The 18,810-nt window shown below is 44.9% G+C and carries 15 protein-coding genes; 3 read left to right on the top strand and 12 right to left on the bottom strand.

The annotated features are described in order from the left end of the window. Positions 1-35 precede the first annotated feature (35 nt). The gene (locus BLW31_RS16370; protein ID WP_010535508.1) at positions 36-1,031 is read left to right on the top strand and encodes a M20 family metallopeptidase; all 996 of its coding nucleotides are present in this window, start codon (positions 36-38) and stop codon (positions 1,029-1,031) included. Positions 1,032-1,121: 90 nt separating this feature from the next. Then, positions 1,122-1,547, top strand: a complete 426-nt coding sequence (locus BLW31_RS16365; protein WP_010535507.1) for a SufE family protein — start codon at positions 1,122-1,124, stop codon at positions 1,545-1,547. 130 nt (positions 1,548-1,677) lie between these two features. On the opposite strand, the gene BLW31_RS16360 is transcribed toward BLW31_RS16365, so the two are convergent. From BLW31_RS16360 to BLW31_RS16330, 7 genes are all read right to left on the bottom strand, one after another. Beyond that, positions 1,678-1,893 (bottom strand): helix-turn-helix domain-containing protein, encoded by a 216-nt coding sequence (locus BLW31_RS16360; RefSeq protein WP_010535506.1) that lies wholly within the window; start codon positions 1,891-1,893, stop codon positions 1,678-1,680. A 22-nt stretch (positions 1,894-1,915) separates the two neighbouring features. Then, positions 1,916-2,572 carry a DUF2975 domain-containing protein gene (locus BLW31_RS16355; protein ID WP_010535505.1) on the bottom strand — a complete coding sequence of 219 codons (657 nt, stop codon included), beginning with the start codon at positions 2,570-2,572 and terminating at the stop codon, positions 1,916-1,918. Between the two features lie 18 nt (positions 2,573-2,590). Continuing rightward, complete coding sequence (locus BLW31_RS16350; RefSeq protein WP_010535504.1) at positions 2,591-3,394, bottom strand: CPBP family intramembrane glutamic endopeptidase; 804 nt, start codon at positions 3,392-3,394, stop codon at positions 2,591-2,593. A 326-nt stretch (positions 3,395-3,720) separates the two neighbouring features. Further along, the gene (locus BLW31_RS16345) at positions 3,721-4,680 is read right to left on the bottom strand and encodes a bifunctional riboflavin kinase/FAD synthetase (protein ID WP_022300836.1); all 960 of its coding nucleotides are present in this window, start codon (positions 4,678-4,680) and stop codon (positions 3,721-3,723) included. A 10-nt stretch (positions 4,681-4,690) separates the two neighbouring features. Next, entirely contained in the window at positions 4,691-5,314 is a 624-nt protein-coding gene (locus BLW31_RS16340; RefSeq protein ID WP_010535502.1) for an HAD family hydrolase, read from the bottom strand. Next, the gene (locus tag BLW31_RS16335) at positions 5,304-8,012 is read right to left on the bottom strand and encodes a calcium-translocating P-type ATPase, PMCA-type (protein WP_010535501.1); all 2,709 of its coding nucleotides are present in this window, start codon (positions 8,010-8,012) and stop codon (positions 5,304-5,306) included. The genes BLW31_RS16340 and BLW31_RS16335 overlap by 11 nt, the downstream gene beginning before the upstream one ends. An 86-nt stretch (positions 8,013-8,098) precedes the next feature. Further along, positions 8,099-9,274, bottom strand: coding sequence for a sensor histidine kinase (locus tag BLW31_RS16330; RefSeq protein WP_010535500.1), 1,176 nt, complete (start codon positions 9,272-9,274; stop codon positions 8,099-8,101). Positions 9,275-9,493: 219 nt separating this feature from the next. Between BLW31_RS16330 and rd the strand changes: the two genes are divergently transcribed. Continuing rightward, complete coding sequence (rd, locus tag BLW31_RS16325) at positions 9,494-9,658, top strand: rubredoxin (protein ID WP_010535499.1); 165 nt, start codon at positions 9,494-9,496, stop codon at positions 9,656-9,658. A gap of 423 nt (positions 9,659-10,081) precedes the next feature. Here the strand turns inward: rd and BLW31_RS16320 are convergent, their stop codons facing one another. From BLW31_RS16320 to BLW31_RS16300, 5 genes are all read right to left on the bottom strand, one after another. Continuing rightward, entirely contained in the window at positions 10,082-10,984 is a 903-nt protein-coding gene (locus tag BLW31_RS16320) for a BT_3044 domain-containing protein (protein WP_010535498.1), read from the bottom strand. A gap of 20 nt (positions 10,985-11,004) precedes the next feature. Next, on the bottom strand, positions 11,005-13,032 hold the full coding sequence (locus BLW31_RS16315) for a RagB/SusD family nutrient uptake outer membrane protein (protein WP_022301527.1): 2,028 nt from the start codon (positions 13,030-13,032) through the stop codon (positions 11,005-11,007). A 20-nt stretch (positions 13,033-13,052) separates the two neighbouring features. Then, on the bottom strand, positions 13,053-16,181 hold the full coding sequence (locus BLW31_RS16310) for a SusC/RagA family TonB-linked outer membrane protein (RefSeq protein WP_010535496.1): 3,129 nt from the start codon (positions 16,179-16,181) through the stop codon (positions 13,053-13,055). 15 nt (positions 16,182-16,196) lie between these two features. Beyond that, positions 16,197-17,522 (bottom strand): IPT/TIG domain-containing protein, encoded by a 1,326-nt coding sequence (locus tag BLW31_RS16305; protein ID WP_010535495.1) that lies wholly within the window; start codon positions 17,520-17,522, stop codon positions 16,197-16,199. A 126-nt stretch (positions 17,523-17,648) separates the two neighbouring features. Beyond that, a complete protein-coding gene (locus BLW31_RS16300) occupies positions 17,649-18,740 on the bottom strand; it encodes an Sb-PDE family phosphodiesterase (protein ID WP_010535494.1) in 1,092 nt (363 codons plus the stop codon). Positions 18,741-18,810: the final 70 nt, after the last annotated feature.

The raw sequence follows: 18,810 nt of genomic DNA, 5'->3' as shown, positions 1-18,810 counted from the left end.
TGACTAATTTTGGAGCCTCAATAGATAAAAGGACGATGAAAAAGAAACCTATGATAGTATTGGCAAGTGTCTTTATGATGTTTTCTGCCTTTTCTTGTGGTGGAGGCAGTAAGACAAGTAGTGCGAACGAGCAAAATGAAAAAGTGGTGGTCAATGTACCTCAATTTGACGCTGACAGCGCTTATCTGTATGTGAAGAATCAGGTCGATTTCGGTCCCCGTGTTCCGAATACGAAAGAGCATGTCGCTTGTGGAAATTATTTAGCGGAGCAACTGGAAGCCTTTGGTGCTCAGGTTACTAATCAATATGCGGACCTCATAGCTTATGACGGTACCCTGCTGAAAGCGAGAAATATTATCGGTTCTTATAAGCCGGAAAGTAAAAAGAGGATAGCATTGTTCGCGCATTGGGATACTCGTCCGTGGGCGGATAATGATGCTGACTCAAAGAATCATCATACTCCTATTTTGGGGGCAAACGACGGTGCCAGCGGGGTAGGTGCTTTGTTGGAGATTGCCCGTCTGGTCAATAAGCAGCAGCCGGAACTGGGTATAGATATTATCCTGCTGGATGCAGAAGATTATGGTGCTCCCCAATTCTATGAAGGAAAGCATAAAGAAGAATTCTGGTGTCTCGGTTCCCAATATTGGGCACGTCATTCTCATGTGCAGGGATATAATGCACGTTTCGGCATCTTGCTGGATATGGTAGGTGGCGAAGGCAGCGTATTTATGAAAGAAGGTTATTCCGAAGATTTTGCACCGGATATTAATAAGAAAGTATGGAAAGCTGCCAAGAAACTGGGTTACGGAAAAACTTTCATGGACGGTAACGGCGGATTGGTAACGGATGATCATCTGTTCATCAACCGTCTGGCGCGTATCAAGACGATTGATATCATTCCCACCAGTCCGGATGGTGATTTCACCCCGACTTGGCATACTGTCAATGATACTATGGATCATATCGACAAGAATACCCTGAAGGCTGTCGGACAGACGGTATTGGAAGTAATCTATAATGAAAAGTGATCTTGTTAGTCCGCTTCTTTGTTACTTCAAAGACCTGACAGCTTTGTGCTGAATTAATAAATTGTTAAACAGTAAATCGTAAATATCATCATGTCAATTAATGAATTACAAGACGAAGTAATTGCTGAATTCAGCGACTTCGATGACTGGATGGATCGATACCAGCTGCTCATAGACTTAGGAAATGAACAGGAACCACTCGATGAAAAATATAAAACCGAACAGAATCTGATCGAAGGCTGCCAGAGCCGTGTGTGGCTTCAGGCGGACGAGGTGGATGGAAAGATCGTATTTAATGCGGAAAGTGATGCTTTGATTGTAAAAGGAATTATTGCTTTATTAATCAAAGTCCTTTCAGGACATACACCTGATGAAATTCTGAATGCTGATCTTTATTTTATAGATAAGATAGGGCTGAGAGAACATCTGTCTCCTACACGTAGCAACGGTTTGCTGTCGATGGTAAAGCAGATACGTATGTATGCGCTGGCATTTAAGGCGAAAGAAGGAAAATAATAAGCATATCATTTTAGGCACGGATAACACGGATTTACGCTGTTTTTAGTTGCTTATAATCTCTTAAAACCGCGTAAATCCGTGTTATCCGTGCCTAAAATCAAGTAAACAGCTGTCTTTCGTACTCCTTTCATTTACTAATTTCTTCCTGATACTCCAATATATCTGCCGGTTGGCAGTCAAGTACTTTGCAGATGGCCTCCAGCGTGGAGAAGCGGATTGCCTTTGCTTTTCCGGTTTTTAATATAGAAAGGTTGGCGGGAGTGATATCGATTTTCTCCGCCAGTTCGCCCAGAGAGATTTTTCTGCGCGCCATCATGATGTCAAGGTTTACTATAATTGCCATAATTCTATTTTCTCGGTTTGAGTTAAATCGTGAGCTCCTGTTCTTCTTTCATTTTCAGTCCGATAGCGAATGTCTCTGCTACAATCAGACAGCCAAGTCCCAATAATAAATCAGTCGCTTGTAGCGCCAGGGGAGCAATGATGTATTTGTCGAGTGCGAATACTTCTTTTAATCCCCAGTAATTGACAACTTGAGGAATCAGGTAAAATAGAAAGGAAATGATCAGCAAACTGCCCAGCCAGCGCAGGCGGCGTACATTCTTCCATTCAAATATCTGTGATTTGTTGATGCTCAGAATCAGCATGACAAAGATGATGAGTGCTGAAATGGTGAGCAATGTATTCATTAATGAGCAGGAACTACTGATAATCAGGTAACTGTAATTCACGTCTTTCCCAATGCGCACAGCCATTTGCGTATACATGACGGGCACTTTCTCTTTGCTTTGGGCATTGATGATCGTGTCCGGTTTGATCATAGCGATTGTAGGTACGACATCTACAAACCGGAAATCACCTGCCAGCATGGTACCGTCGCATTGCTTCGGCTCTTTGTGCTGTTCTTTGGCCAGACTCATGCCGGCTTTCATACCTGTTCCAAACTGGTATCCTGTGGTATATAGGGAAAGTCCCAAAACTATGAATACCAATATGCAGAGAATGTTCAAACGTTTTTTCATCGCTGTCTTTTTATTATTTTAGTCTGTGATATTTGTTTCTTCTTTCCAGGGGTAGGGGATGGTTGTTCGGCGCATTCCCCAGATTACTCCTGCAAGTATCAAAACTGCTGCAAAAATAACCATTAGATAAGTGCTGGTATTCATCAGGTCACTCATGTTTTCAGCTTCCGGATATTTTATACTGAGAAATACGGATAAAGAATTGTTCAGTACGTGCATCAGTATACAAGGGATGAGGCTGGCAGTCTTATAATAAGTCCATGCAAACAGGATACCGATCAGAAATGCCGGAAGGATCTGGGCAGGATTGATATGAAAAACACCGAACAGAAGTGCTGAAAGCAGAATTGCTTTCGTCGGGCTGTACTGTTGCAGCAGTGCCTTGGTGATGGCTCCGCGGAACAACAACTCTTCGAGTACGGGACCTATGATGGCTATGGCAAGAATGCCGCCCCAGCCGGACTGGAGAATATCGAAAGATTGTTCCATGATATTGGGAATCCAGTCCATCAGTTCTGTTAACGCAGATACCACAAAACCGCAGGTAAGGACGGTCAGTGCACTGAAAAAGAGATAAGAGGACGAAACAGGCGACCAGGTTGTTTTCTTTGTGCTGATGTAGCCGGCCTTCCATAAATAGACACCCATCATCAATTGCCCGGCCAGTTGCGCCGGAATCATGAGCATGGTGATAAGCGCATCTTTGTCTAAATTTCCGGTAGTGGCTACCAGATAAATCACACAGGGAATCATGACCAGGATAGGAGCAATGATTTGTGCAATAAGTAGATTCAGTAATATCAGTTTAATAGCAGTTCTCATATTCGTAGTGTTCTTAGCTGAGATACAAAGATAATCGTTTGTTATTTACTGGCAATAAAGCTGCACAGAAACATGGCAATCATTGAGACGGATACTACCAGTATCGATATGCTCATTAGTGACTTTTTCATAAAGTGTTATTTTTTAATAGATGATTGAATGGAAAATAGTTGTTTTTCGATGATTATTTATCGTTTATCGATATGCAAATGTAGAGGTAAGTTTTGAGTTAACAAAGAAAAAGGAGAAAATATTTATCGAAAAACAATAAAAAAGATATGTTTTTCGATATTATTTGTGCTGATGATGGAGGAAGGAAGGGGTATTTATCTCCGTTTGGCAGCAAAGAGGATCGTTTCTGTTTCTTCTGCATCTTTGTGGAGTTGGGCGATTAGCTGGTCGATGCTATCGTATTTTAGTTCGGGCCGTGTCCGCTTCACGAAAGTAAGCCGGATAAATTTATCATAAATGTCGGAGTGGAAATGAAGGATATTCACTTCGATGGTACGGTTGGGACCATTGTTGATAGTGGGGCGGACACCTATATTCAGCATGCCCATATAAGTTTTTCCGTCGAATGTAACCCATACGGCGTAGACTCCGTCTGCGGGAATCAGTTTGTCCGGATCGTCCACGCTTAAATTGGCAGTGGGGAAACCGATTTTTCTGCCTACCTGATAACCTCCTACTACGGTTCCGTCCAGAAAATATTCGTATCCCAGACAGCGGGCAGCTATATCCACGTCTCCCTGATGTAGTAATTTCCGGATTAAAGAAGAACTGACCGGAACGCTTTGGGAAGCATCTATCCGGATGTCGTTTGTGTAAGCTTGTGCACGGATAACATCGATGCCGATAGATTGTCCGTAGCGTACATAATCCTCAAACCCTTCGCTGCGGTTATGGCCGAAACGGTGGTCGTAGCCTATCACCAGATACCTGACCTGATAACGTTCCTTCAGCACCTGAGTCATGAATTCTTTGGCTGTCAGCCGGGAAATGTCGGGCGTAAAATCGAGCATCAGGCAATAATCTACTCCCGTACCTGCCAGCAGGTTTATTTTCTCTTCGGGGGTAGTCAATAATTCCGGATGATAAGTGGCGTTCATCACTTTGCGCGGATGAACAGGGAAGGTTACTAATGCAGAACGCAGACCTTTGGCTGCCGCTATCTCTTTCACTTGTTGAATCAGATAGCGGTGCCCCGTGTGTACACCGTCGAAGAAGCCGATGGTAGCTACACATGGTTCGGGGATCATAGCCGATGTATCATTTATAATCTGCATGTTTGCCATCTTATTTTTTTCTGAAAAGATGGCTCCAGTCTTCACCGGCTTTCGGTGTATAGGTCGAGATACCCAGTTCCTGAGCTACTTTACAGTTTATTTCGGAATCATCAATAAAAAAGGTCTCCTTCGGATCGATACCCGCATCTTCAGTCACTGCTTTGAATATCTCCGGTTCGGGTTTGGCCATTTTCATTTCATAAGAAAGATAAGTCTTTTCGAAGTAGTCCTCTACTTTGAATGTGCGATAGGGGAAAGCGTTTTGGCAAACCCATTGCCAGTGGATGTCATTCGTATTGCTGAGCAGATAGACTACGTATTTCTCGCGTAGTTTGAGCAGCAGATCGAGTTTATATGCAGGGATATCTACTAAAAAACTGTTCCAGGCTGCATCAATCTGCTCATCGCTTACTGCTTTTCCCATCATATCCCTGATGCCGTCGCGGAATTCAGCAGGAGTGATCAGTCCTTTCTCCTGCTGCAAGAAGATTCCGTCTAACTGGTGGGTGCAGAATTTTTCTTCTACATGCTGGAACCCAATCTTTTTAAAGTTCTCAATACAGCGTTCGCGGTCCAGATTTATCAATACACCGCCTAAATCAATAAGTAAGTTTTTAATTCCTTTACTTTTCATTATTTTCTCTTTTGTGAATGATACGTTGAACAAGGCGAATAAGTTCTCCAACCCATAACACCATGGACGAAACGCCTATAATCAGAAGCCACGTCTGCCAGTCGAGCGGCACCGTGCGGAATACAGCTCCACCGAACTGTACGATCAGAAATTGGCCGATCAGGATAGCCAGCACAATTAACTCCATGCCATACGATTTGGAAAGTCCCTTGAATGCTGAGTCGGTAGTGCCGAATACGCGGGCATTGAACAGGTTCCAGAATTGCAACATGACAAAGAAAGTGAAGAAAATGGTGAGGTTGTGTACGTCCATACCTTGCGCGCTGTGGTCGAAATAATAAATCATTCCGAGCAATACGACAAGGAAGAGAGTGCCTACACCTATTATATTAGTACGCATCGCTTTGCTGATGATGAAATCAGTGCTGCGGCGCGGTTTCTCCTGCATGACGGTTTCGCTGGGAGGAATGGAAGCCAGAGCCAGAGCGGCAAAGGTGTCCATGATCAGGTTAACCCACAACATTTGTGTCACGGTCAATGGAAGTTCTGTTCCGATCATTGAACCTAACAGTACGATCAGCAGAGCAACAAAGTTGATTGTTAACTGAAATACGATGAAACGCTGGATATTCTTATACAGAGAACGTCCCCACATAACGGCAGTGCCGATACTGTTGAATGAGTCGTCGAGCAACGTGATGTCACTGGCTTCTTTGGCAACGGAAGTACCTGTACCCATTGACAAACCTACTTGCGCATGGTTCAGAGCAGGTGCGTCATTCGTACCGTCTCCGGTTACAGCGACTACGGCTCCTTTCTGCTGGAGTAGCTGCACAAGACGTTGCTTGTCCGTCGGACGGGCACGCGACATGATTTTGAGATCCATTACGCGGTCCAGTGCTTCTTCGTCACTAAGTTCGGCAAAGGCAACACCGGTGATACGGTTCCGTTCGGTATCTGTTTCCGGTTGCCACAGTCCGATCTGACGGGCAATCTCCGTAGCTGTTCCCGGAGTGTCACCGGTAACAATCTTAATACCGATACCTGCCGACTGGCATTTGGCTACAGCAGCGGGTACATCCGGACGAATCGGATCTGAGATAGCTACGACCCCTAAGAAATTCAGGTCGTTGGCAGATACCAGTTCCGCACAGTCGTTCGGTTCGTTTTCTCCTACTATTTTGAAGGCGAATCCGAGAGTACGCATCGCCATATTCTGATAATTCAGTAACTGCGCTTCTACCGTCGAACGATATTCGACTGCATCCACCCGTCTTCCGTCCAGCACGACTTCCTTACATTTGCCGAGTACGATTTCGGGTGCTCCCTTGATATAGAGTACTTTCTTTCCGATGATCGGAGACTCGACGAGAGTCGCCATGAATTTGCGTTCGGTCGAGAATGTAAGCTGGTCGAGGATATGAGCCTGTTCACGCAGTTCGAGGTAATTTTTGCCTTGACTGTTGAGCCATAATAACAAGGCGACTTCTGTTGGATTGCCCACCCCTTTGGGTTTTTCCCCGGTGGCTGCTTCTTCGAGGAAAGCGGTGGAGTTGGCACTGATTCCCTCTGCGACGAGAGCACTGATATCATCATCGGCCAGATGACCGCCATTTTTGATTCCGTAGAAATTAGGTTCGTGTACCTGCATCAGGTTTTGCGTCAGTGTACCCGTTTTGTCGGTACAAATCACGGTGATAGCTCCCATGGTTTCACAGGCGTGCATTTTTCGTACCAGGTTGTTGGTCGAGAGCATGCGGCGCATATTCAGAGCCAGACTGAGCGTTACACTCATCGGTAATCCTTCGGGGACGGCTACTACAATCAAGGTTACTGCCATCATGAAATATTTGAGGGTCCGCTCGAAAACCGGAAGCCACTCGTGCCAACCGTTCAGCGAACTGAAATCGTAGAACAGCAGTACATCTTTTACAAAGAAAATAAGGAAGGCAAGTCCGGCAACGGTAAATCCTATCTTTCCGATCAGGTTTGCAAGCTTGGTCAGCTGTATATTCAGAGGGGTCGGCTCCAGATTTTCTTCGGTGCTCTGACGGGCTACCTTACCGATCTCCGTAGCGTCTCCTACATGCAGTACGCGCATGGTGCCGTGTCCGTCTACTACTGTCGTACCACGCATCACCAGATTGGAGGCATAGGTTGCTTCTTCATCAAAATCCGCTTCGATTACGGTCTTATTGATCACCGGTTCTCCGGTCAGGTTGGACTCGTTTACTTGCAGTGAGATAGCTTCCAGTAACTGTCCGTCGGCGGGAATCTCTTCGCCTGTTTCCAATATGATAATGTCGTCTACAACGACGTCTTTGCGTGGAATTTCCTGTACATGTCCGTTACGAATCACCTTTACGAGTGTTTCTTCGTTGACAGCGTTCAGTAAGTCGAATTTCTTATTGGCATCGTATTCGAAAAAGAAACCGATACCGGTAGCCAGCAGGATAGCTGCTATAATTCCGATCGTCTCGGCATATTCATTCTCGATAATGGAAATGACTAGTGAGAATATGGCTGCTACCAATAATACGCGTACAACCGGGTCTTCGAATTTTTCGAGGTAAAGCTTCCAAAGGGAAGGGCGCTTGGGGGGTGTTAACAGATTGACACCGTTCTTTTCTCTGCTTTGCAGGACTTCATTGTCCGTAAGGCCTGAATGATAATAATCGTCTTTTTTTGTAGTACTCATGCAGATACATGCGTTTGGTTAGGACCGCAAAAATACAACATAAAATTGTGATAAAATGTTTAATTAAAACTTTTTATGAAGTAACTTTATTCAGGACGGCCACAAGTGCGATAGGGAATCGTAAACCAGAACGTTGATCCTTTGCCCTCTACAGAGTCTGCGCCAATTTGTCCCTCCAGTTTGTTTACGATGGTTTTGGAGATAGAGAGTCCCAGTCCTGTCCCTTTCTTTTCCTTGTTCAGTTTCACAAAGCGACCGAAAACTTCCGGTAGTTTGTCAGCGGGAATTCCGGTTCCGGTGTCTGTGACATAAAAATAAAGTTCGGTGTCTCTTGCCTTGTAGCCTATACGGACATTTCCTTCTTGAGTGAATTTAATGGCATTGGTCGTAAAATTGGAGAGTACCTGTGCAACCCGGTTCCGGTCTGTCTCTATGGTACAGGAGGGAAGCCCCGGCTCTGCTATTATTTGAATATTTCCTCCTGCCTCGTTGACTCTCATTTGGAAAAGTTGTTGCAAGTCGGATAGCAACAGATTGATATCTACTTTGGTATATACAAATTCCAGTGTACCTGCTTCTATTTTCGACATATCGAGAATATCATTCACCAGTTGCAGCAGCAAGTCGGCATTCATTTTGATAATTTCCTGATATTGCGCCTTCTCTTCTTCTGTGTTGGCACTGGCCAGTATTTCGGCAAATCCGGTAATGGCATTGAGGGGAGTGCGGATTTCATGACTCATGTTAGCCAGAAATGCTGACTTTGAAATATCGGCATTTTCAGCTTTCTCTTTAGCCAGTGTCAGTTCCTTTTCAGCTTGTTTGAGTTGGGTGATATCATGAACGGTGAGGACCATGTTTTCTTCTTCATTAAGGAGAAAATAGGAGCCGGATATGACGGCGTCACATGCTACGGATTTTTTTTCGGCAGTCAGTACGTTCAGGGTTGCTTCCAGGTCAGTGAAGCCTCTTCTTTGCTCGAAAGCCTGACGGATGGCGCAACGTATGGGGCAGGAACCGCAGTAAGCATGTGTACCACAACCGCCCTCTGCTGATAATGCATTGCGGCACTGCAACAAGTCGCCTACTCTCTTTTCTTCCAGGCTCTTTTGTGTTCCTGTCAGTTGGTAGTAATTGGTTTTTAATACTTTGAAGTCGTTATCTATTAATAGAATATAGGCATGAACATTTTTCAGAATAGCACTGGCGATGTGACTGGTATGTTCCAGTTTTCTGGATTCCCGGAATAGTCGCTTTTGCATCCGAAGACATTTTCTCCGTTCCCATAGGTAACTGAGCAGGAGAACTGCGCATAAAATGATCAGAATAGATAGCAATGCTATTAGCATGATGTAACTTGTTGGCTTTGTTCTACAAATATGCTACAAAGATAACTTTTTTACTTGGGATGAAAAAGAAGTTTGAACAATTTGCAGCTATTTACGTTATATTATTTAGTAAACCAATAAAAAGCGAACATTATGAAGAAGTACATTTGCACAGTCTGTGAATACATTTACGACCCCGCACAAGGAGATCCTGATAGCGGTATTGAACCGGGAACAGCTTTTGAAGACATTCCAGATGATTGGACTTGTCCACTTTGTGGAGTCGGAAAAGAAGACTTTGAACCGTACGAAGGATAAAAACTAAAAGAGAGAAGAGATTATTACGAGATGACCGGGTGCATTGCATCCCGGTCTTTTTTGATTTCAGCTCATGCTGAGCTTTGTTTTGTCAGTTTATATATTATATATTACTCAGATGGTCTCCTCGTCGTATCAAAATACTAATCCGAACAGATTAATAAAGGTGTGAATTTAAAGCTGTATTTATCATGACCGGTCATCATATCGGGAGTTTCGTAAAGATCATACAGTACGCTCATAAGTTTAGTTTTTTTGTTGTGTATTTAAAGCTTTCATTCCCGTAAACTATGGGATCGGCTTGAATATTAATTTATTCTACTATAACTTACCTTTCGTACCACCAAGATGGTACGAAAGGTAGATAGTACGCAAAAGTAATGATTTAATGGAGAAAAGGGTTAATTTTACAAGTTTTTTGCGTTAACTATTTATTTCCAGACGCAACTCCTCTTGCATAACTCTGCTTTTCCCGTTGATCGTGTATCGGTATGACAACAGAAATACATTATAAGTGTGTCCGTAAGATTCCTCTACCCTGAATATATTGGGATATTTAGAATCACCTTCTATTGGAGTGACATCAATATCCTTGTATGGCTTTATCTTGACGTGGTTGTTTTCTTCTACTTCCAATATAATCGCGGTTTTATTGATATGATTCACATCGCTTTCAAAAGACTCTGTTCCGGCTATCACGCGTACACTGTTGTGAGTGAGGGGAAACAGCTTCTTGTTGCCTGCGGTTGCCATTTCGTCTGCCAGACCGGTCATTGAATAGAAAACGTTTTCTCCCTGTGTTGCATAGGCGTTCTTAATGAGTATCTGATATAGAATGGTGTTTTTGCTTTCATTAATTTCGACGCCGGAGATATCCGTAGCTTTTAATCCTACGAAGTAGGTAGAATCCGGTGACAATCCTTCGGGACGTATCTTGATCATGGTTCTGCCTGTCCGTTCACCTGCATTAATCTGAATCTTGTAATCCACAATCTCGTATTTGTCACTGGGCAGGAATTTAGCATAACAAGCTTCATCAACGTCATAAAGGGAACGGTTGTAGAACTCTAATGAAGTCAGGTCTTCTTCCAGCCCGATGACCATATTCTTTTTCGGAGCATGCGTACCTCCCGTGCAGGCTGCAATATATCCTGTCGCCTCCTCTCCCGTAGGAGATAAGGTGACTACTTCTTCGAAGGTGTTGTAATAGTCACTGCTGATCAGTGCTACAACATTCTTGTACATTTCCTTTTCAAACAGTGCGTCGTCATTGCATGACGAAAGCGCTATAATAAGTGCGAGTATCGTTATAAGATTTCGTTTCATCTTCTTCTTTATCGTTTAATTTAATAACCCGGATTCTGGTCGAGAGAAGGTAATCTTCTCATTTCGTCACGTGGGATAGGTACCCAGACAGACCTTTTATCAACGACTCTTGTCAGGAAAGAGGAGGAACTCGGGATGACACGCTGGTAGTAAGTCTCTTTGGTGGCGCCGTCGGGGTTCATCCCGCGGATAGGTTCCTGTTCCGTTTCTTCATAGATACCCCAGCGGCGGACATCATAGAAACGTCTGTTTTCCCATAAGAATTCTACCATACGTTCACGTTCTATCTGTTTTTGTATTTCAGACGTATTGTCAAGCTGGCTGGTGGTTAACCCCGGCAGTCCGGCTCTATAACGGACTTGATTAAATGCCTTTTTGATTTCTTCTTTATTCCGGTCTACAGTATAGGACTGCCCGTCCAGTTCTACAGTATGGGCACTGGTCAGGTTGTTGAGTGCCTCTGCATAAGACAACAGGATTTCTGCATAGCGGATAATCGGGTAGGCTTTTTGGATATGTCGGGCTCCTGTTCCGGTCCAGGCATCCATCGGATTATTGTACTTTTTGATGACGTATCCGGTGATAGGGTAGTTGGGAGAGGTGGCTGTTACTCCACCCCGACCGTCTTCATCCTGATAGTAGTACTTTGCCGTGTGGTTGTTGAGGGTCGAACTGGACAATGCCTGCCATACTGCCTCGTTGAATCCTACCGATGCATAGAATCGCATTTCGCGATTGGCATACATCTTATATATGCCGGCGTTGAGAGGATAACCGGAAAAGTTACGCGGTTCGGAAGTGAAACCTGTTTCCGAGTAATATCCGTCGGCTGTGGCTTCTTCCTTTGTACGGCCATCGTCCATCAGATAGGCGTCTACCACTTTCTGAGTGACACAGAAACGTCCCCATCCACCCATGGAGGGGGGGAAAGAACCTTTACTGATGGTTTCGTTGATGTATGTCGTGTTTCTTCCCCAGATTAGCTCCGGATTGATGGCTGCCACAGCTTCACCGGTAAAGATGTCCGAATAGGATTTAAAAGGGTCTATTCCGTTGGCTCCGTCCGGATAGTTGTCGTAGAAATGAGGGTCGGAAGTGACTCCGGCAGGAAGTTCCGGGGTGTTGTCGTCTTTCGCATACGTATAGAGCTTGTATGCTCCCATATCCATTACTCGCTTGGCTGCTGCTGCAGCCACTGCCCAGCGGCTTTCGTCATATTGTTGAGATACATAGTGTACACCATCAGTCTTGCGCTTCCAGTTGCCGAAGTAGGCACTGGCAACAGGTCCTCCGTTGAACAACGGGCTGGCATGTATCAATCGCAGGCGGGCTACCAGACCGAGTGCAGCCCCTTTGGTGGGCCGTCCGAAGTCCAGAGTAGAAACATCCTGAGGCAAAGGCAGCAAACGGGCTGCTTTTTCAAACTCTTCACAAGTATAGTTCATTGTTTCGTCATAGGTGGCTCTGGGGCGGTCGTAGTATTCGATAGGCTCATTCGTATTGACTACCTCATCTCCCAATAAGATTGCCGGACCGTAATCGACTAAGATGTTGTAGTAGGCGAAGGCACGAATAAAACGTGTATAGCCTTCCAGTCTGAGCCGGTCTGAGTTCGTCAGGTCCTTCGGGCGGTCCAGATTTTGCAGGATGCTGTTACATTTACGGATGATTTTATAGTATTTGCCCCATTGGTTCAGGTTGGGTGAACCGGAACCCAAGAAATCCTGCGTGATCTTTCCATTGGCGAAATCCATGCCATGATATATATTGGCTGTTCCGCTTCCGGTCAGTCCGTTAAATCCTTCATCGGTGGCCATGGGGCCCGGTGTATACCCGTTTCGGATGGTCTGTGCCTCATCCGGAAACATCGCTGCTGCTCCCCACATATACGCTTCCATATATCGGGCATTGGTAAAAACCGAATCGATGTTGAATTCATCATCAAAATAATTATCTATGTTTAAGAAATTGCTGCAGGATGTTGTTATCATGACTGCCTGAACCAGGACAAACGCTCTGGTTATTATTTTTATTATTGACCTTTTCATTCTATCGGGTGATGTATTTATTAGAAATTGACATATAATTGCAGGGAATAGGTGGATGGTATGGGATATACACGACCGTTCCAACGAGCTTGTTCCGGGTCGAAGAGTTTCACTTTGTCCCAGACATAGAGATTGTTTCCCACAAATTGGATATCCAGTGAAGAGACTCCTATGCGTCTCAGAAATGCCCAGGCAAGATGGTAATTCAGCGTGATTTCCTGCAGGCGTATGTATCGTGAATCGCCTTGCCAGAAGGTAGACAGTTGGCTGTTGTTGCTATTGTTACCGTATTGCAGGCGGGGAAAGCGTGCGTTCGGGTTTTCAGCCAAAGACGGATCGATTCCATGTGCAAGGGCATAATCTCTGGGAATCCATCGGTTGGCGGGATCGGCAGCTAAAGTAAGTACATTGCCTGTGTTACCTTCGAAGAACGGCATATATCCCATTCCGTTCAGGCGGCTTTCGTCGTTTACCGTGGTCTTTTGTCCTACATAGAAAAAGGAAGTCTTGCCGGTTCCCTTGAACAATACACCTAAAGTCAGGTTTTTGTAACGGATTTCCGCCCCCAGACCGTACATCAGTAACGGGTAGGTGCTGTGTGTCAGCGGCACCATATCCAGCTTGTCTACTATACCGTCTCCATTGATATCTTTATACTTGATATCACCGGGCATTACCTCTCCGAAGGTTTGTTTAGGACTGTATTTGATGTCATCTTCGTCCTTAAACAGTCCGATTGCCTGATAGCCGCGGATAGAATTGTACGGGAAGTTATTATACTCCAGATATGGATACTCCAGATAAGCCTGCTCCCAGTTTTGTACTTTATTTTTTGAATACGTGAAATTTCCTCGTAGCGTGAAGCCGAAATCTGGCGTGATGTCCTGCGTGAAGCTGATATTTCCGTCAGCACCGTAACTTTTCATTTTACCCACATTCGCATACGGATTAGAGACAACTCCTACGTATTCGGGCACTTGTACGCGTTGTTGGAAAATTCCGTTGCGCTGGTCGTGGAAGATGTCGACAACGAAATCGAGCTTGTTATTAAACAGCTTCCCTTCAATACCCAGATTGGACTTGATGGCTTTTTCCCAAGCCAGATTGTCGGCTCCGATACGTGTCTCGTTGATGATTTCGATATTCGTGACTCCCCAGGTCGATCCTGTACCCTCATTCACTTTAGTAAGATAAGGGAACCGGACATCGGTAATCCGGTCGTTACCTACCGAACCGTACGAAGCCCTGATTTTAAGATAGTCGAGCCATGGGAATGTTTCTTGTATAAACTTGTAGCCTGTAGGTACCCAGCCTAATGCAACGGACGGGAAGAAACCATATTGTCTGCCGGGCTGAAAGTTTTCTGAGCCGGTATATCCGAAGTTGACGTCGAGCAGGTAAGTGTCTTTGTAACCGTAAGTAAACCGGCTGGATACCCCCTGATAACGCAATGGAATGGCTGATAGATTGCTTGTAGCGTCATCTGTGTCTTTGGAATCACTGATGTAGTAATAGACCAGTGCGGATGTCCGGTGATCTGTGCCGAAAAGACGGTCGTAATTGAGCGTAGCTTCGAAGTGGTATTTGCGGTACTGACGGGTAGACTTGCTGTATGAGGCTTTTTTCTCCTGTACTGTCTCCTGCATGATAAGTGATCCGTCGCTGGCTCTGCCTAAAGCATTGTAGAGGGCAGGTTGCACGCTTCTCCGCTCACTGAAATAGCTATGGATATCGTAAGCTCCCTGAATACGCAATTTAAGTCCGCTGACTAATTCGGAAAAGTCCTGATTGATAGCTAAAGTTGATTTGCCTTTGTATACTTCGTTGGCAGCCTTTCCCGTATGGTTAATCATGACATAGGGTGATGATAGCTCTCCGGCTCCGCGACCGGGCAGCAAACCATTGGAATATTGGGTCGGGATGGACAATGGAGTGAGTCGTGACTGTGCTCCCCATATATATTCGGTATTGGCTACACCGGGCTGATTCAACTGAGACAGGAATCCGTCGGAACCTAAATAAACTTTCGTCGATTTGGTCAGATTTACGTCGAGATTGATACGGTAATTATAAGTGTTATAGCTTACATTCGAGCTATAAATACTATTCTTGTCTACCTTATAAGCTGCACTTTCATTTTTACCGCCTAAGCTCAGGAAATAACGCGCCACATCACTACCGCCACGACCGCTTACATAATAAGTGTGACGCCAGAAGGTTTTGTTAAGTATCTCATCCTGCCAGTTCACATTGGGATACAGGTCCGGGTCCAGACCATCGCGGATGATTCCCATCTCAGTCTCGTCGTACAAGGGAGTTTCATTTCGTACCGTTCTGGCCTCGTTGGCTAACTGAGCATATTCATAAGCTCCTAAATATTCCGGTAAGCGATTGAGGACGGAGAGTGTAGTATTGAAACGTCCGGTAATCTGAATTTTACCCGAAAGACCTTTCTTGGTGTTGACCAGTACTACTCCGTTGGCTCCTCTTACCCCATACACGGCAGTTGCCGACGCATCTTTCAGAATGGAGAAACTTTCTACATCGGCGGGATCAATGGTGTTAAGGTCACCTTCCAGACCGTCAATCAGTACAAGGGCACTGCTGTTGGCACCGAAAGTACCGATACCGCGCACCCAGAAATCGGCTATGTTTTGACCGGGCTCACCGCTGCTTTGCAACGAAATGACACCGGCTGCCCGGCCTCCCAGCAGGTTACTGATGGAGGGGGAGGGAGACTGAATATCTTTGGTGCTGACCGTTGTGATGGCACCTACCGAACTGATTTTTCGCTGAACGTTTCCCAGCCCGACAACGACCACTTCGTCAAGTGAATTGTTGTCTTCAAGCAGTGTGATCGTTAAACCAGTTTTGGGCTCGATGGCCACATGCTCCGACGGCTTGAAGCCGATAAAGGAAAATATCATTTTGTCTCCATAAACTACTTTCAGCTTGAAATTGCCGTCGTTGTCGGTCGTTGTACCTTTGGAGGGTTTGTCTTTGATGTATACCGACACACCGGGCATGGATAGCTTATCCTTATCCACTACAGTTCCGGAAATGGTAAATTCCTGAACTTGTTGTGCGAAAGTTGTTGCCGAAAGCAATAAGCAGAACGACATTAAGTATAAAATCTGTTTGATTTTCATTGTAAATTGACTTTGTTATTCAATAACTAATTTGCGAATGCGTGCATTACCCCAGTCTGCGATGTAAATGTCACCTTGTTCATTAACAGCCACTCCCCAAGGATTTTTGAATAATGATTCTAACGGCCCTCCGTCCTTGTATCCGGCAACACCGGGCTGTCCGGCAACTGTCGTAACTATGTTGTCGGCAGAGACCATACGGATGCAATGGTTCCCGTAGTCGGCTACGAACATGTTACCATCGTTGTCGAACTTGATGTCTTTGGGATAATTAAACAGAGCATCTTCAATCGGACCATCACGAAAGGCACTGCCGCCGGGAGCATTGAGCCGTTTGAATCCGCCTGTTCCATCCGGATCACGGAGGTCGAGTACCGAAATTCCTTGTCTGTAGGCGGTAGGAGCATTGGAGTGAAGTGTTATGTACAAAAGCCAGGGTTTGGCAGGGTTGATAGCTTGTCCGTATTGTGATCCGCTGGGTCCTTGATGAATAATATGGCCTTCAAATGTCTCCGGATCAATCTTGGCGACCTTTCCATCACGGTATCGCGTATACAAATATCCGTCGTAGGGACAAAAAGTGATAAAGTTCTTGTACTTATCGGCATCTACTATTGAATTTAAATCGGACTGTGAGTATTTTATGTTGCGCTGGCGCGGATACCAAGCCTCCCGGGGATCGAAGGTAAACGTTACTTCTTTCACTGATTCGTGTGCAGCAGTCAGCATTCCGGTGGCACGGTCCACTGTCAAACCGTTGGCATAAAGTATACGGTCAGCAGAACCTGCTTCAATCAGCGGAGTCACTATGTTTTGCTGCTCGTTTATTCGGGCGATTCCAAATGTACCGCCATCGCGCCACGACATGAAAAGATTACCTTCGGCGTCCAGATCCAGATATTTACCATACACCTGAGCCGTGGAAAGCGTTCCGGCAAGAAAGCTTGTTTCACCGTTTCCGGTAACTGTACTAACTAATGTCTGAGTATGATAAGCATATGTTTCTTCGTAAGTAACGGAGTCTGCATCGACTACCACGGAAATACGGGGATTATCGCCCGGAAGGCGGGGGACAATAGCATAAATGCGGCTTCCACTGGATGAAACGACGGAGGCTCTGGCGTTGTTGAAATACACCTTGATTTTGCTTACGTCGTTTCCGAAATTTTCTCCATCCAGGAGAATTTTATCACGTGCTCCTCCTTCTTTGGGATAGAAGGAGGTCAGTACAATCGGTTTATCGGATTTGTGGATTTTCTCCGTGGACTCATTGTAGCTTTCACAACTGGAGAAATAGAAGAAAGCTCCCAGAAAATAGACTAGTGATAAGTATCGATTCATAAAGTAATAATTTAAAATTAAATGATTGTCTGCATACTGTCCGTTAAGTCTCTGACATTACACAGCTAAATTTGTATATATATTTATTTCGTGTTTCTGATTGTTTACGCTTGGGGTAGTTGGACTTTACAGCTTAATGGTGTAATTCAAGCCTTTGTCGGGGGCTACAATGAAGTTTGTTACCTCAAAATTGCAGTCTCCTCCTTTGATACCATTCTCAAATTTCACAGAAATTGTATGTTGGGTATGTGGCTTTAGTGTCATTTCGCGGAAGTAAACCAGAGAAGTATCATGCGCAGTCTTTTTCAGCTTCAGTACCAGATCGGTAGAATTGGTAACAGAGAGTGTCACTTCTTTATCGGTGCGCTTCACCTCTTTTATTTCTATACATTTTTCAAAGAATGGCCGGAGGATTTCTTCACGCCCAATCACCAATTCGCGGTAGTAAGCGGCAGTACGGCGATTGTCAAGTGCTTCACGGATACCTTCTACAGTACGTTCTTTGGCAAAAACAAATGTCATCGTGCGGTGTTCGCCTTTGGCAAAATCATAATCAGTCTGAATAGGCTGATGGATATCGGAAGTTCCTATCATCGTCAGATTTTTGTCCAGACACCATTGAATGGCTTCGGGCATAAAAAGTCCCCCGTTGGCTACCTCGATGCCGTGCATGCAACCGTCATTGTAAAGTTGTGTATGCTCAGGCCACCACAGTGTAGAATCCGGTTGTTGACGTGCCCAACCCGGGTGATTCCAGAAGATAAACGCATTTTGTTTTTTGGCCTCATTGAAAGCGTCTTTATACCCTTTCTGTTCTAATGGATTAGAGTCGGACAGGAAGATGGCATTAAAATGTCCCGGGGGCATGGAACGGGTAATCTCGCTACCTCTGATTAAAAGTATTCCTAACTTTTTGGCTTGTTTCTGGGAAAGTTCGTAGGAACGGTTATGATCTGCCACAATATCTTTCTTGTGCGGACGGTATTCAATGTGTTCCGTCAAAGAAATGGCGTCCAGTCCTTCCCTGTACGCTTCGTCTACGCGTACGGTAGGCCATACCAGGCCATCGGAAAAAACGGTGTGCATGTGAAAGTCACATTTTAGTGTAGTATACCCATCCGGATTGGGCACTTGAATCTCATGGCGGCGTTGCGCTTGTGCACTCATTAAACATGTTACTGCTAGTGCAACTCCAATCAATACTTTTTTAAATTTCATCTTTTTTGCTTTAAATTAGATAATTGGTTTTCTTAAAAAAGCCTTTGCTTTGTCATTGAAGAATGGTAGT

Origin of the sequence: Bacteroides faecis MAJ27, assembly GCF_900106755.1 — a bacterium.
Taxonomy (GTDB): Bacteria; Bacteroidota; Bacteroidia; order Bacteroidales; family Bacteroidaceae; genus Bacteroides; species Bacteroides faecis.
Note: the sequence above shows the minus strand (reverse complement) of the source record. Positions and strands in the feature narration are given on the sequence as shown.